Source organism: Mangrovibacterium sp. (genome assembly GCF_059905295.1).
In genome coordinates, this window is sequence record NZ_JBZQJF010000060.1 from 1 (window position 1) to 15723 (window position 15723).

At 42.1% G+C, this 15723-nt stretch carries 14 protein-coding genes; 8 read left to right on the plus strand and 6 right to left on the minus strand.

The features are described 5' to 3' along the window. The 3 genes from AC37HE_RS03380 to AC37HE_RS03390 all read left to right on the plus strand — a co-directional run. The coding region (locus AC37HE_RS03380) for an outer membrane beta-barrel family protein (RefSeq protein WP_500781374.1) at positions 1 to 1102 on the plus strand (1102 nt) is incomplete at its 5' end. Positions 1103 to 1490: 388 nt separating this feature from the next. Beyond that, positions 1491 to 1772 carry a pyrimidine/purine nucleoside phosphorylase gene (gene ppnP, locus AC37HE_RS03385; protein ID WP_500781375.1) on the plus strand — a complete coding sequence of 94 codons (282 nt, stop codon included), beginning with the start codon at positions 1491 to 1493 and terminating at the stop codon, positions 1770 to 1772. 163 nt (positions 1773 to 1935) lie between these two features. Further along, positions 1936 to 3423, plus strand: coding sequence for a glycoside 3-dehydrogenase (locus AC37HE_RS03390; RefSeq protein ID WP_500781376.1), 1488 nt, complete (start codon positions 1936 to 1938; stop codon positions 3421 to 3423). Between the two features lie 53 nt (positions 3424 to 3476). Here the strand turns inward: AC37HE_RS03390 and AC37HE_RS03395 are convergent, their stop codons facing one another. The 3 genes from AC37HE_RS03395 to AC37HE_RS03405 all read right to left on the minus strand — a co-directional run bounded on the left by AC37HE_RS03395 (position 3477) and on the right by AC37HE_RS03405 (position 6765). Next, entirely contained in the window at positions 3477 to 4178 is a 702-nt protein-coding gene (locus AC37HE_RS03395; protein ID WP_500781377.1) for a Crp/Fnr family transcriptional regulator, read from the minus strand. Positions 4179 to 4314: 136 nt separating this feature from the next. After that, entirely contained in the window at positions 4315 to 5958 is a 1644-nt protein-coding gene (locus AC37HE_RS03400) for an NAD+ synthase (protein WP_500781378.1), read from the minus strand. A gap of 144 nt (positions 5959 to 6102) precedes the next feature. Beyond that, positions 6103 to 6765, minus strand: a complete 663-nt coding sequence (locus AC37HE_RS03405; RefSeq protein ID WP_500781379.1) for a porin family protein — start codon at positions 6763 to 6765, stop codon at positions 6103 to 6105. 386 nt (positions 6766 to 7151) lie between these two features. Here AC37HE_RS03405 and AC37HE_RS03410 point away from each other — a divergent pair, with 386 nt between their 5' ends. After that, positions 7152 to 7841 (plus strand): hypothetical protein, encoded by a 690-nt coding sequence (locus tag AC37HE_RS03410; protein ID WP_500781380.1) that lies wholly within the window; start codon positions 7152 to 7154, stop codon positions 7839 to 7841. A 155-nt stretch (positions 7842 to 7996) separates the two neighbouring features. Then, positions 7997 to 8995 (plus strand): gliding motility lipoprotein GldB, encoded by a 999-nt coding sequence (gene gldB / locus AC37HE_RS03415; RefSeq protein WP_500781381.1) that lies wholly within the window; start codon positions 7997 to 7999, stop codon positions 8993 to 8995. A gap of 5 nt (positions 8996 to 9000) precedes the next feature. On the opposite strand, the gene AC37HE_RS03420 is transcribed toward gldB, so the two are convergent. The 3 genes from AC37HE_RS03420 to AC37HE_RS03430 form a co-directional block, all read right to left on the minus strand. Continuing rightward, entirely contained in the window at positions 9001 to 10230 is a 1230-nt protein-coding gene (locus tag AC37HE_RS03420) for an acyloxyacyl hydrolase (protein WP_500781382.1), read from the minus strand. A gap of 202 nt (positions 10231 to 10432) precedes the next feature. Then, a complete protein-coding gene (locus tag AC37HE_RS03425; RefSeq protein WP_500781383.1) occupies positions 10433 to 11128 on the minus strand; it encodes a response regulator transcription factor in 696 nt (231 codons plus the stop codon). A 15-nt stretch (positions 11129 to 11143) separates the two neighbouring features. Further along, on the minus strand, positions 11144 to 12766 hold the full coding sequence (locus tag AC37HE_RS03430) for a sensor histidine kinase (RefSeq protein ID WP_500781384.1): 1623 nt from the start codon (positions 12764 to 12766) through the stop codon (positions 11144 to 11146). Positions 12767 to 12929: 163 nt separating this feature from the next. Here AC37HE_RS03430 and AC37HE_RS03435 point away from each other — a divergent pair, with 163 nt between their 5' ends. The 3 genes from AC37HE_RS03435 to AC37HE_RS03445 all read left to right on the plus strand — a co-directional run. Next, entirely contained in the window at positions 12930 to 13625 is a 696-nt protein-coding gene (locus AC37HE_RS03435) for a hypothetical protein (RefSeq protein ID WP_500781385.1), read from the plus strand. A 297-nt stretch (positions 13626 to 13922) separates the two neighbouring features. Beyond that, complete coding sequence (locus tag AC37HE_RS03440) at positions 13923 to 14816, plus strand: ABC transporter ATP-binding protein (RefSeq protein ID WP_500781386.1); 894 nt, start codon at positions 13923 to 13925, stop codon at positions 14814 to 14816. Positions 14817 to 14881: 65 nt separating this feature from the next. Next, positions 14882 to 15723, plus strand: an 842-nt coding sequence (locus tag AC37HE_RS03445; protein WP_500781387.1) for an ABC transporter permease, incomplete at its 3' end; no start/stop codon positions are given.

The following is a 15723-nucleotide window of genomic DNA, read 5'->3' on the forward strand; positions in this document are numbered from 1 at the left end:
CGGGAAACTGGAAGCCGGCTTGCAAAGTCGCATGCGACGCGAAACAGAAGATTACCTGTTTGAAAATTTCGATTCCGAAAGCCAAAGCTGGATCAACGATCCGAACTATTCGAGCAGGATGGATTTCAAGCGCGATATCCATGCGCTTTATTCAACCTACTCCAATAAATTTGATAAAATTGAATTGATGGCCGGTTTACGCGGCGAATATACCAATCGAGAAATTACCCACACTGCCAGTAACCAGACCTACAAAATTAATCGTATTGACTGGTTTCCATCCATGCATGCTTCATACGACTTATTAACGAATACACAGTTGATGGCCAGCTACAGCCGTCGGATTAACCGCCCGAGAGGTTGGGATTTGGATCCGTTTGAAACATTTATGAACCAAACGACTATCCGTAAGGGAAATCCGGATCTGAAACCGGAATATACCAACTCGTATGATATGAGTTTGATGCAACGCTTTGGTACTTCCTTTATCTCATTAGATGCTTTTCACCGTGAAACAAGCAATGTTATTTCCCGGATTACGGAAGTCCGCGACGATGGAATGTACGTCATGACCAGCACAAACGTTAGTCAGGATAAATCGACTGGAGCCGAGTTAATGCTAAATCTGAACCTTACCAAATGGTTACTACTGAATTCCAGTGTTTCTATGTACAATTACAAGCTTCAGGGAGAAGTTTTGGGTGAATATATCGATCGATCCAGCACAAATACCGACGGACGTGTAAATGCTACCGTTAAATTTTCGACAACCAGCCGTATGCAAGTCATGGGAATGTACCGCGGTCCTTCAGTATCAGCTCAGGGTGACCGCAAAGGATCATTCTATTCCAACGTATCCTATCGCCAGGAATTTCTGGATCGCAAGTTAACAGCGACCCTGAGCGTCCAGGACATTTTCGGTTCAGGAGGTTGGAAAGGAACAAACAGCGGAAGCAATTTCTACTCAACATTTAAATTCAAACACGAACCTCGCGTGGTTCAGCTCACACTTAGTTTTAAACTGAATAACTACAAAGCAAACAAGCAATCTGAAGGAGATGGCACCAACGAAATGGATTTTGAGGGAGGAACCTCTTACTAGGTTCCTTAACAAATAGGAGTAACACTTTTAACGAAAGAGGGGCATTGCTCCTCTTTTTTATTTCTATAAAACTAAAAAGGGAACCGATCGGTATTCGGTTCCCTTTTATGAATAAGAAAGCTATTAATTAAAATGTTGCCTCAAAAATAAACCTCTGAAAAAATGTTTTCGTTTTCTGAATCGTTGTCTATTGTTTCATGTTTCTGTTAACAAATGTAGGGCATTCAACCACACCAGTCAAATTGATTTTTTTGAAGCAGAATAGAGAAAAGCTATATCGGTAACAAGAATGATTTTCACCGCCTGTTTTTGCTCACCAATCGAAAAAGATAAATTCAATTCTGCTATTTTTAAGCTCTCAAATAAATTCTCTAAAAACACAGAACGTATGTTGAAAGTAAACGAGTATTTCGAAGGTGCGGTAAAGTCAATTGCACTTGAGAATGAAGAAGGCACAGCCACAATTGGCGTCATGGAAGCCGGTGAATATGAATTCGGCACAGCCACAATTGAGTTGATGACGATCACCAGCGGAAGCTTAATCGTTCAATTACCGGGAGAAACAGAATGGAAAACTTTCGAGACCGGAGAGACCTTCCGTGTTGAGAAAGATGTTCGCTTTAAAGTAAAAGCCACTCAACAAGTTGCTTATTACTGTCTGTATATCTAGAACGATTTAGAAAACCGAAAATTAGGGTAACCAAAACTGGTCTTCGGTTTTCTCTTCTCATCCTGTCCGTCAAGTATCAAAACGGACCAGCTTATGCAAGTTATTCTTTCGGAGATGCTCTTTTCTTATTAAATTGCCCTGCGCAACACCTCAAACACAACAAATGAAACCCGAAAAATCCACGATCAATCGCCGATCATTTATTGGTACCGTTACCGGTAGTTTAGCCGGCTTAACCATTTTACCAAGTCATGTAGTTGCAGGCCTGGGACACCGTGCCCCAAGCGACAAGCTTAATATTGCCGGAATCGGCGTTGGCGGAATGGGCTACCGCAACCTGAAATACATGGAAAATGAAAACATTGTTGCACTCTGCGATGTGGATGAAGAATATGCCACCCGAAACTCGTTTCGTGAATGGCCTCTGGCCAGCCGCTACAAAGATTTCAGGGTGATGCTGGAAAATCAGAAAGACATTGATGCCGTAGTTATTGCAACTCCCGACCATACCCACGCCCTACCTGCTTACTTAGCCATGCGTCAGGGCTTACATGTATATCTCCAGAAACCCTTGGCCCATTCGGTTTACGAGTCGCGCGTATTGGCTGAAACAGCTAAACGCTACGGCGTAGCAACGCAAATGGGGAACCAAGGCAATTCGGCTGATGGAATCCGCGATATTTGCGAATGGATTTGGGCTGGGAAAATTGGGGAGATTACGAAAGTCGATGCCTGGACTAACCGCCCTATTTGGCCACAAGGGTTGAGCCGCCCCGAAAAAGGAATGCGCGTACCAAGAACTTTAGACTGGGATTTGTTCGTTGGACCGGCAACAATGCGTCCTTACAACGAGATATATCACCCCTGGAACTGGCGCGGATGGTGGGATTTCGGAACAGGTGCCCTCGGTGATATGGCTTGCCATATCCTTGATCCGGCATTTAAAGCCTTAAAGCTACAATATCCGGAAACAATTCAGGCCAGTTCAACCAAATTCACAACAGACTCAGCACCGGATGCAGAAAAGATTAGCTGGGAATTTCCTGCTCGCGATAACCTCCCCAAAGTTGCCATGCCACGCGTCGTTGTGAATTGGTACGATGGTGGCTTGCGACCTGATCGTCCGGAAGAACTGAAAGACGGAGAGCAAATGGGAGATGAAGGTGGCGGATGTATTTTTTACGGAACCAAAGGAAAAATCATGTGCGGTACTTACGGCTTAAATCCACAGTTACTTCCAACAAGTGAGATGGCCCATTTTCAGGCTCCGCCAAAACAAATCAGACGAATTCCCAATGCCATGGAAGGCGGCCACGAACAAGACTGGCTAAGGGCTTGCAAAGAGAGCAAGGGAAACCGGGTTGAAGCATCGTCAGAATTCGGTTATGCCGGCCCGCTAAACGAGATGGTTATGCTTGGGGTTTTAGCTGTTCGCTTGCAAAGTTTAAATCGAAAACTACGATGGGATGGGAACAACATGCAATTCACCAACATTTCTCCTAACGATCGCTTAAAGATTTTAAGCAAATCTAATTTCTCAATGGAAGATGGCTCTCCTCAGTTTAATGATGAATATCGGGAATTTCAGGCCATGACAATGGCTGCTGAATGGATTAGACACACCTACCGGCAGGGCTGGGAACAAATCTAAGCTGGAAACAACAAGAAATAAAAAATCCCGTCGTTCTGACGGGATTTTCTTTTTTATCCTAATTTACTTATCCGCTCTAATTTCTGAAGATCGAGAATCTTGATCTTTCGTCCATCGATTGCAATCACTTTCTCACTTGAAAAGTTCGACAACGTACGAATAGCATTCGAAGTCGTCATATTTGACAAGTTAGCAATGTCCTCTCTCGAAAGATACGCTCTAAGCGATACCCCATCGTGTTCGAAGCCATACTTCTCTTTCAATAAAAGCAAAGATTCGGCTAATCGTCCACGAATATGTTTTTGGGTTAATGTAACAGTTCTGGAATTTGAAAATCCCAGTTCCCGGGCCAACTTTTGAATCAGTCGAAATGAAAAATCGGGATTACGAAGCAGCTTGCTTAAGAAGTACTCGGTCTTAACGACCAAGACTGACGAATCGTCCAGGGTTACAGCAGAAGCATTGTGAATTTCTTCTGCGATCAGGGCACGATAACCAACATAGCCCAATGGCTTGGTCATGCGAATAATTTGCTCGCGCCCTCCAACACCTTCTTTAAATATTTTAATTTTCCCATCTATCAAGAACATAAAGGCCGATGGCATATCGCCCTCTTTGTAGATAAATTCATTTTTTTTAAAAAATTCAATAGAACTGTGTTTGATTAGGTCTTCTTTCTCTTGGGGGCTCAATAAACTGAAAACGGACTTAGGATTTTCAAATATTTCTTTGACTCCCTGTTCTTGACTCAGCATAGGTTCCAATTTACATGTTTTACAGCATCAAAGTTAATGAAATTTGTGAAATACGAAATTTTAGGAGTGGTAAAATCACCCTGCTAACCGACTGCTGTCTTGAAAAATAAAAACGCTGAGTAAGCGGGAATATTCTTTAACTATATTTTGCCACCAGGGGCATTTTACGCCCAAAACCAAAAGCTTTTGAACTAACCCTCAAAATCGGGGGAGACTGAAACCTTTTATACTCATTTTGGTTGACCATACGTACTGTTTTTAGTACCGTATCGCGATTAAAACCCTGACTTATGATTTCATCGGGTGATTGGTTCATTTCGATATAACGGAAAAGTATTCCATCTAAAATATCATAGTCGGGTAAGGAGTCGGTATCTTTTTGGTCCGGTCGTAATTCCGCTGATGGGGGTTTTACGATACTGTTTTCCGGAATCACTTCCTCATTGCGATTAATGTAGCGGGCCAACTTATAGACATCCGTTTTATAAACGTCGCCTAAAACAGCCAAACCACCGTTCATATCGCCATACAAAGTTCCGTAACCAACTGCACATTCACTCTTATTTGTGGTATTCAGCAAAATGTTTCCGAATTTATTGGATACAGCCATTACCAAGATCCCCCTTGTTCGGGCCTGCACATTTTCTTCGGCAACTCCCGTAGGCAATCCTTCGAAAACCTGATTCAACTCTTTTTCAAAGTCATCCACCATACTTTGAATACCAATAATATCGTAACGCACACCTAAATTATCAGCCAATTGAATCGCATCTGCCACACTGTGATCCGACGAAAAACGCGATGGCATCAGGATACCGCGTACATTCTGACCTCCCAATGCTTCGGCAGCCAGGGCACAAACAACCGCCGAATCAATTCCTCCGGACAGTCCCAACACCACATCCTGAAAATTCATTTTTTTGAAATAATCGCGAATTCCCAGAATTAATGCCTGATGAATTTTTCCAATATAATCGTGTTCTTCCTGTTTTTGCTCAACCGGATTCTCGGTATCTACAATACAAAAGTCTTCTTTAAAATAAGCCATTTCCACCGGAATAGAACCATCAGCGTTAACAAAGCATGAACCGCCGTCAAAGATTAGCTCGGTATGAGCTCCGGTCTGATTTACATAGGCAATCGGTAATTGATATTTCAGGGCATTTTTCACCAAAATATCTTTCCGCCAGCTTTCCTGGTTGTAGGAGAACGGCGAGGCCGACAAGTTAATTATCAGGTCCGGATTAAGCTTACTCAATTCTGCCATTGGGTTACGCTGGTAAAGTTTATCCCGCCCAAATTCGTTTTGTGTTGGTTGCTCATCCCACAAATCCTCGCAGATAGTCAAAGCAAGTTTTTTGCCTTTAAATTCAACCAGTTCGAATTCCCGGTTGGGTTCAAAATGACGATACTCATCAAAAATATCGTAGGTTGGCAGAGACGATTTATTCCGAATCGCCTGAACTTTACCGTCATTCAGGAAATAGGCCGAATTGAACAGTTTCTTTCCCCGACTTCCTTCGTTAATACTTGGTCCACCAACCACAGCGGCTATACCAACACAAGCCTTGGCGATTTTTTCAATATAGTCAATGGCTTTTTCAATAAACTCTTTTCGCTCCAATAAATCATGCGGATAGTAACCGCATACAGCGAGTTCGGAAAATACAACCAATTCAGCTCCTTCCTCTTTTGCCGAGGCAATAGCGTCCAGTATTTTTTCAGAATTACTCTCGAAGTTCGCGATATGGTAATTTAATTGAGCAAGCGCAATTTTCATTTTCTTTAATTTTCAAAATAAATAGCGGTGAACATCCTGCATGAAGTTGCAAATCGAAAACACACAACACGACGTAGTCCACCTAAAATGTGACTTATATTGAGTGCAAAAATAAATGAAATCGAAAAACAAGCGCCCGAAATATCAGAAAAGCAGGCTTAATTTAAAGGTAAGTGAATTTACAGTCGTTTTTCCGCCTAACGAATTTTTGGTAACATCCATTAAACCATCCTTGTAGATCACTCCCAAAACCAGGGAATTCCGCTCTCCCAAGTCATACTCACCACCAATACCAACATTCAGCGATGTATTAAACAATTTAACTTCGTCGCCAATATCATTCTTATCCAATTGTTTGTCACTTGAATCAGCTTTGGCTGAGATGCTGATCGCGCTCGAAAGCCCAAATAATCCCCAGTAACTCCAGCGATAAAACTGTTTTGTCCTCATCTTGAGCGCATAAGGAATTTCAATATATTGTAACCGATAGCGAATACTGGTTCCCTGGTTGAAATCCTGCCCGGCAAAATTGAAAGTTTCACTATCCACATTGTAAGTCAGCTCACCTCCGGTCTGGCAGATCACTAAACCGGTTGCAAAGGCATAACGCATGGCTTCATCAAAATAAAAATCACCGTTAACACCAAACTCGTATCCCATTTTCGACTTATTACTTTCAACACCCTGCCCTTCCGGGGACATCCAGCTTACCGAGGGGCTTGCAGTAAATGAAAGTTGAAAAGGACTTTGGGCAAAACTCACTGCACAAATCAAAATAAAGGCTAAAAGGCTGAAAATTCTTTTCATGACATTATTTATGAGCATGGATTATGTTCCTGTTTTTTGAAACGATCCAAATGAATGATTTATTTGAACCGCTTTGCACAAATCTCGAATATTATTTTAAGAATCACAATCTCCGACTGCTTTTTTAGCTTAACGCTTCACGCAAACACCGCCAATAAGGGCTATAAAAACCTTGTTATATTCGGATGTTTTCATCTGTTTTATTCCAACATAATAAGCTGCAAACCGTATAGAACAAAACAGTAATCCAAAACAATATCATCATGAAAACAAAAACACGTTCTGTTTCCCTTCGAAAGAAGCTTCCTCTTCTATTCGCTTTTCTTCTCACATTTTCCCCTCTTATTTCCCTGGCTCAAGACAATTTGTATGTTATTGTTGAATATATGAAAACAAAACCCGGCAAAGAATGGAACTATGTTGAACTGGAACGCAATTTCTGGAAGCCTGTGCATGCCGAGCGAATTAAAAATGGTGAAATTCTGGCCTGGCAGTTGTATCACATCCGGTATACCGCATCGAACGACATGTATAATTACGCAACTGTCACCATATTCAATAACCCGGAAAAACTTGAAAACCCTTGGACTGTTGATCCATTAACTGTTCACCCTGATAAAGATGTTGAAAAGGTGCAGATGGAAACCGAAGAAAGTAGGGATTTAGTTATCCGTAATTTATTAGTTCGGCGGGATTTTCTGGAAACGCCCAAGGACGTTCCTCAACCGAAATTTCTGGAAGTTGATTACATGAAAGTTGCCCAAGGACACGACGAGGAATACCTGAATGTCGAAGACAAAATTTGGAAACCAATTCACGAGGAATTCATGAAAGAAGGTTCACGGACAGGCTGGTCACTTTGGGGACGGGTATATCCTTCAGGTTATGGTATGAGTTACCAATACCTGACCGTAAATGATTTTACTGATTTCGCTCAAATTGGTCAAGCCAACTACAGTAAAGCGATACAAGTTGCCCACCCCAAAGAAAAAATGAGCGACATTTTTAATGCCACCAACCAATCCCGCGAGTTAGTGAAAAGCGAGCTGTGGGAACTACTTGACTCTGTTAATTAAATCGCAATTTTCGAATTTCGTTTCACAATTTTGCCAGAATAGCCAATTTTATATATCATCGCCAAAATAAATCGGGCAAAACACAGTTGAGAAAGAAGCCTTGCTTAATCTCTGCTTTTGCCGTCAAACTTGACAAAGTTGAAAACTGAGGATATATGAAAAAGCTATTCTTCCTTTTTATTTGCAGTATACTTGCTCTCGTTTCGTGTCAGCGAAATCCGTTTAAAGTTGACCTGTCAAAAACCCATATCGATTTTAAGTTTCACCAGTTTGGAACCGATTTATTTGCCATACGAGGTGATTTGAAAGATGGCTTACCGAAGCTAGAGCAAGAATACCCTTCAATTTTACCACTCTTCAGTAGTGAAGTAATTAAAATCGGCTTCCCCGAAGATTCAGACTTTGCCAATATCCTACGCACTTTTGTAAACGATACAGTCATGCTTGAGGTGAAGTCGAAAGTTGATCAAACCATCGACCGCGAAAAAGTCCGTAACGAATTAGCTGAAGCATTCCGGTATTTCGCCTACTATTTTCCCGACAAAACTGTTCCTGAAGTATTTACGTGCATTAGCGGCTTCAATCAATCCATCGTCATGACTGACAGCCTGATGGGCATTGGACTGGATAAATACCTCGGAAGCGATTGTGACTACTATCCCCGGTTGGGTATTCCCCGTTACCAGCAGCAGAATATGACCCCCGGCAGAATTGTTCCCGAAGCCATGTATGCCTGGTGCATGACCAAATTTCCCTTCGATGGCTATGGCTCGCAACTGATCGACCGCATGATTTATGAAGGTAAACTTCTTTATCTTTTGGACGCCACCTTGCCCGACACGCCCGACAGCTTAAAAATTGGATATACCCAAAAACAACTTGACTTCTGCATAGATCGCGAAAACGCCATGTGGACATACCTGGCGGAGTATAAAATGCTATTTTCGAACGAACGCATGGATATTAAAAGATACACCGACGAATCGCCCTATACTTCGAGTTTCACAGCTGAGTCGCCCGGAAGAACAGGTTGCTGGCTGGGATGGCAAATTGTTAAAGCCTACATGAAAAAAAATCCCAACATCACACTGCCGGAACTGATGGAGGAAAAGGATTGTAAAAAGATTCTGAACTACTCGGCTTATCAGCCCTAGTTCAATCAACCCTTTTTATCCCATCGCAAGCGATAGCCAATATTCCACTCAAGCACGTCGGCTACGGTAAAACTGTAAGCTCGCACGAGTAAGCCTATATACATATCGTTTTTGAAATGATATTTCAGCCCAAACTTTTCGTAGATCACCGGTGGCTCGGTCTCAAATTTATTCCGAAGGGCATAGAAACCGACAGCAGAAACAATGGACAAGCGGGCGATACAAAATTCATAGGTTCCAAATATTCCCAACTTCAATTTGTCAACCAGATCCGGTGACTTCATGACAATGGGAATTCCTGCGCTATCGTAATCAATTTTCACATTGCCCTGCGTATCGTAGGTCAAGTCGACACCGGCTCCAAACTTATGTTTCCAACTCGGCTGCTTTAAAAAGGCCGCGGAGAGGTTCATTATCGAAAAATTTCCAACTCTTTTCAACTCGTCGTCTTGCGGATTGCGGTAAACTTCCTGTTTTTCTCCAGCACCAATATGAAAGGCGAGCTCATAGCTTTTGGAGTATGCGGGCTGCGGCTCCCGAATCAGTACAGGACGATCGTGCAAACTATAATTGACCTCAACAAAAGGCGACAGCAAATTAATCCCACTATTTGGCTTCTTAGTTGCACCATTCGAAAAATGCGTAAAGCTCACTCCCGTTTTCAGCTGCCAGCGCTTTGTGAGATCGTAGCTGTAATACAATGCCGCATCGATATAAACCGTCCGGTGCGATCCAATTGCAATATTAAACGGGTTTCGGTACGGGTCGTATGCTTTCCAGTTATAAGTCAAGCCAAACCCAAGTTCGTAGCCAAAGGAGGAACGCAATGTGCGTTTTAGCGGGAACCCCATAAAACCATACAAAGCAGTTGGATAACCTAATTCCTCAGAATTGAAAAAATCGGCATTGTAGAAAGAAACCCCATAGTACGGGAAATTAAGAATGTGGTGCCATTGTTTTTGACCTGCTGTTTGTACGCCAAAGCTAAACGCAAGCGCATTAAACGAATTGATCGGCATCCCTTTCATATTTTCTCCCCGCAAAAAATCATTTGTTTGTAATACCCTGCCGGCATGGTAACGCATAGACAAAAAGTTGTACCGCTTCGGATTATTAAACAGTGAATCCAACTTCAATCCAAGCTTGAAAGGATCCCAGGCCATGGCTTCATTCCCACAGAAAGTCAAAAAGAATAAGAAGAAAAAAAATATGGTGGTCCTGTTTCTGGTCTTCATGAAATGCTATTAAGATTGCCGAGAAATAAGCTTACAACTCATTCTATCTATAAAATTATCACAAGACGGTCAATCAATAACAATAATTAAGCTAAAAAATAGCTTTTCTCAATCAATAAATTAAACTTTAAATCAGCCCCAAGGTAATAAGAGGTTCTACCTATAGATAAACAAACAGCTAATACACTAATCAATAAACGGGCTACTTATTAATTTGTAAAATAAATCCGCTGCTATGGATATTTTTGATCTCGATAGCAGAATCTTCTGCCAGGTATTTTCTCAATTTCGATAAATAAACATCCATACTCCGGGCCGTAAAATAGCCATCGTCTCCCCAAATCTTTTTCAGCGCCGTCTCCCTTGGCAAAAGGTCATTCCGGTATTCCACCAACAAGGCCAGCAACTCCGCTTCTTTAGGCGACAGGTTCTGCTCCAGTCCGTTCCGACTGATACTACGCTTTTGCACATTAAACAAGTAACTACCAATCTCGTGAATATCGGATTTCGCTTTCTGCGGCAAGCGTCCCCTGTTAAGAATGGCTTTAATCTTACAAATCAAAACTTCCGTATCAAATGGCTTTGTCACATAATCGTCGGCACCGACCGAATAACCTTTCAACACATCTTCCCTCATGGTTTTAGCCGTTAAAAAAATAAAAGGCACATGAGCGTCAATCTTTCGGATCTCAGCACCTACGGTAAAGCCATCAACATGCGGTAACATCACATCCAGCAAACAAAGTTGGAAATTTCCATCCCGAAAGTGATCAACAGCATGTTTTCCATCATTCACCCAGGTCACCTGGTAGTCATTCAACTCCAGGTAGGATTTTAAAACAGCTCCAAAGCTGAGGTCATCTTCAAGCAAGAAAATATGTATGTTTTGATCTTTCATTCGCTGATTTTTTGCTTATACATCCATTACAAAAGGTAAAAATACCTCAAAACAACTCCCTTTTCCCAGCTCACTCCTAACCTGTATCGTGCCTTTGTTGGCCTCTACAATAGCACGAACGTAGCTCAACCCCAAACCAAACCCTTTCACATTGTGAATATTGCCACTCGTTTGACGATAAAAGCGTTCAAATATTTTCGACAGAACAGCTTTACTCATTCCAATTCCTTGATCTGTAACCGAGATCGTAACTCCCTTATCGCTGTTGCGCGTTGCAATCTCAATTTGAGGTTTATCGGGCGAATATTTATTCGCATTATCAAGCAGGTTGTATATCAGATTTGAGCAATGAGTACGATCAGCAGTCACAATCGGATTCATCGCACTCAAATTCATCTTTAGCACACCCCCTCGCCGATCTACCTGTAGCCGAACACTTTCACTTACTTGTTCAATCAATTGGTGAAGGTCCACGGCCTCCCATTTAAATTCAAAATCCTTTTGATCCAATCGGGCAATGGTCAATATATCTTCAACCTGTCGGTTCATGCGAATATTTTCCTTCTTGATCATATCGACAAAATAACCAATGCGCTCCGGTACTCCAATCACCTTTTCGTTAACAATGGAATCGGCTGCCAGCGAAATTGTGGCAATTGGTGTTTTAAACTCATGCGTCATATTATTGATGAAGTCCGTTTTCATCTCCGAAATCTTCTTCTGCTTCAACATATACAAGATACTAATTGTGAAAGTAAGCAGAATGATTAACGAAAAAATCAGTGACGCCAACAGCAACCAGGTAACCGACTTATAAATGAAACGCCCCTGTGTTGGAAAGTAAATGTGAAGCCGGGCATTCCTGTCAAAAATGGCATGAGGATATAAGCGCACAACATAAGCCGAATTCACTAATGCCAGACTATCGGCTTTCGCTGAACGGCGAATTAAAATATTATTCTCTGAAACACCTAAATCAAAAGGGATTGGAATATCCTTATCTGCCAATTCCCGTCTCACAATTTCGACAACCTCCGGCATCGGTAATTCAACATGCTCAACCTCGGCGATTTCACGAATAAAACGATGCTTAAAACGCTGTAAATTTTCCGCCTTCAGTTTGATGCGATTATGCAGCCCGGGCGATAACATTTTCATGGTATCCAAGGCTTGTTGAAGCGAATCTATTCTTTGGAAATCGTATTGAGGGATTCGAGGGGCTAAAGCTTTTGCTGAATCCTGTACAACAATGGTTTTAACATGAACCTGCTTCCCGCTATCACTCGAGATCGTGACAGTACTCCTTTTCATCCGAGTACTATCAGTTCGAGACTCCATCTCAATTCTCTGAGGAAAGTTGTTGTTTCTGAATCGCTGAAACTGTCGTGGTGGTGGCGGAGGTGCTTCCTGTTGCATCCACTCAAGACTATCGTTGTCATCCGGATTCGCAAAAATTCGAAAATTACGATGATCCTCCATCCGTTGAACAGCCAGTCCTAATGCCTCATTTACACTTCGGTCGAACAAATCATTCTTTACGCCAATGGCATTATTGATCCAAACGATCTGCACCAGAATAATTCCGGCGATCGATAATCCCATTAATACCATAATAAATGTAAAGGCCTTTCGATTCATCTATTCGTCCAATCTTCGTGTTTTCAGCTCAAAGATAAAGCTTTATGCTACAGCTCATTTCACTTTAACTTTTCTTTAACTCATTTTAAGCTGGCTTTAACTCAGTCTTGGGGATAGGCCACACTATCTTTGTTTCATCGAATCAAAAACAAAAACACAAACAATGAAAACGGGATTAAAAACAGGTCTGTTGATTGCTGCCATGCTGCCGGTAGTCAACACGATAGCACAGACCACTACCGATCAGAAAGCAGACAGCAACACCATCAAAAAACACCTAAAAATTGTAACAGTAGAAGATGGTGTTACAACTAAAATCGACACCGTTATAACTACCAACAAAGATGGTTTGACCTGCTTTGGTGATGGTGATTTTGAAGATTTCTTTTGGGATGGAGAAGAAGGAATGCCTCCCGGGATGCCTCCTGAATTTCCAGACTCCCTGATGCATAAACGAATGAAGCAATTCCGGTTTGAATTTAACGACAACAACGGAGAACATCAACCACGAATGCACATGGTCAGAAGACCGGACGATCGTGAAATAATGCGCGAATTCGAATTTAAGAATGATTCAATTCGCCATCGGGTTATCAGGCACGACAACGATCAGGCATGGGGTTTCAGACCGGGCATGGGACCAGGGATGCCTCAGCCACAACACCCGATGCCAGGAAAACGCTTTATTCATAAGCAAAATCGGAATTTAATTGATCTGAACGATCCTAACATCATTTCGTTTGAACGCAAAGAACTAAGCGGTGGCCGTGAAAAAATTGAAATTATCCGCAAGACACCAGCAAAAAAGCAAGTTGATGCAGAGTCGACGAAAACGAAGAATGATAAAGGCCAAAAGTAACTCCCTTCTTCAAAGAAATAATTAAACAGTAAAAACAGAAGAGGCTGCGGCAAATTAATGCGGCAGCTTTCTTTTTGTTTAAACCCAATTTTAGGTCTACAACTGCTAGCCAGTGCTTTACAAAGCAAAAAAGAACCCGCTTTTTACCGACTAAATCCGACCCTTTGTCGATTAATAGTAAAATATACACTTCTTCTGTTAAATTTTGTAAGTCCAATTAAACGATCCGGCAAATCAGGAGTCTGAAGAATTGAGTTACAAACAAACAACCTATAGATTTTACACAATAAATCTGACATGAAAATCAGCATTGAAGGACTAAGCAAGATATACCCAAATGGCAACAGGGCAATTCAAAACATTAACCTGAATATAAACGATGGTATGTTCGGACTTTTAGGCCCCAACGGAGCCGGCAAGTCAACCCTGATGCGCATTTTGGTGACGCTCATGAAACCAAGCTCCGGGAAAGTAACCATTGATGGTTTGGACCTGGTAAAAGACCGAAAAGAAATCCGAAAGATGCTGGGGTACCTTCCACAGGACTTCCGGTTTTTCTCGAAACTGAAGACCTACGAATTTTTGGACTATGCAGCTCGCTTGTCCGGCATAAAAAACCGCAAAATAAGGGCCGACCAGGTTGACCGCATGTTGGAAGAAGTTGGATTGTTTGAAGCGCGAGACCGGCAAGCCAACCGACTTTCAGGAGGTATGAAACGACGATTAGGAATTGCTCAGGCCCTGATTAATAGCCCCCGGGTGATTATTGTAGACGAGCCAACTACCGGACTCGACCCCGAAGAGCGCATCCGTTTCCGCAACCTTTTATCAACTATTTCAACCAATGATGTGATTATCATTCTTTCAACTCACATTGTTGGCGATATTTCAAGTACCTGCACCAGCATGGCTCTGCTAAATAAAGGAGAACTGGCCTACACCGGTTCACCCGATGATATTGTAAGCCAGGCAAACGGCAAGGTATGGCTCATTAAAGCGACCGAAAGCGAGTACATGGAGATTAACGAAAAATACCCAGTTATTTCCACTGTGCCGACTCCTGAAGGATGGGAAATACAAGTTGTTGCCGACCAGATTAACGGGTACTACGGCCACAACATTGCCCCCAACCTGGAGCATGCTTACGTGTACTTTATGGAAAATCAACTAAACCAGTGGAGTGCTGTTTAAGCCGACTCCACAGTTATTTCGAAAAACCTTAAGCAAACTGAATAAACAACAACAAATAAAAACCGATGATCTCTCTGCACTATATTGGCTCGATTGCTAAGTATGAAACGAAAACACTGTTGCGAAGCTGGTTTTTTCGGATTTTCTCCATTTTGGCAATCGTTGTTTTAACCTTCTTCAATTTCGGCACACTAACTCAGGCTAATGGCGGAACCGGCATGTGGGAGTTGAAAGCTTTACCGGCTAACATACCCTATGTCAACCTACTCTTACTGAACGTTGTGCAGGCTATTATTGCCATCTTTTTGGCTAGTGACTTCCTGAAACGCGATAAGAAACTGGACACGACCGATGTAATTTATGTTCGCCCAATGACCAATGGCGAATACGTTATTGGAAAAACATTGGGGAATCTTGGGGTTTTCCTGGTACTCAACCTGATTATCTTAGCCATCACCCTCCTGTTTAACCTCATCGCCCAAAATGTCGAGGTTAATTACGCGAGCTACCTGTATTACTTTTTACTGATCAGTATCCCAACCCTGGTTTATATTATGGGACTTTCATTTTTAATGATGTCTTTACTGAAAAACCAGGCCATCACCTTTGTTGTCATGCTGGGCTATGTAGCCATTTCGTTGTTTTACCTGCAGGATAAGTTTTACTACCTGTTCGACTATATGGCCTTCAACATCCCCCTAACCTATTCTGATTTTGTAGGTTTTGGGAACCTTCCGACTTTACTCATCCACCGGGGTATGTACTTTTTCTTCGGACTGGGTTTCATCTTATATACAATCCTTTTCCTGAAACGGCTTCCCCAATCTGATGGGGTACGCTACATCTCAAGCATATTGGGAAGTGCCTGTGTGGTTTTTGCCTTGTACTTAGGCTATTCACATATACA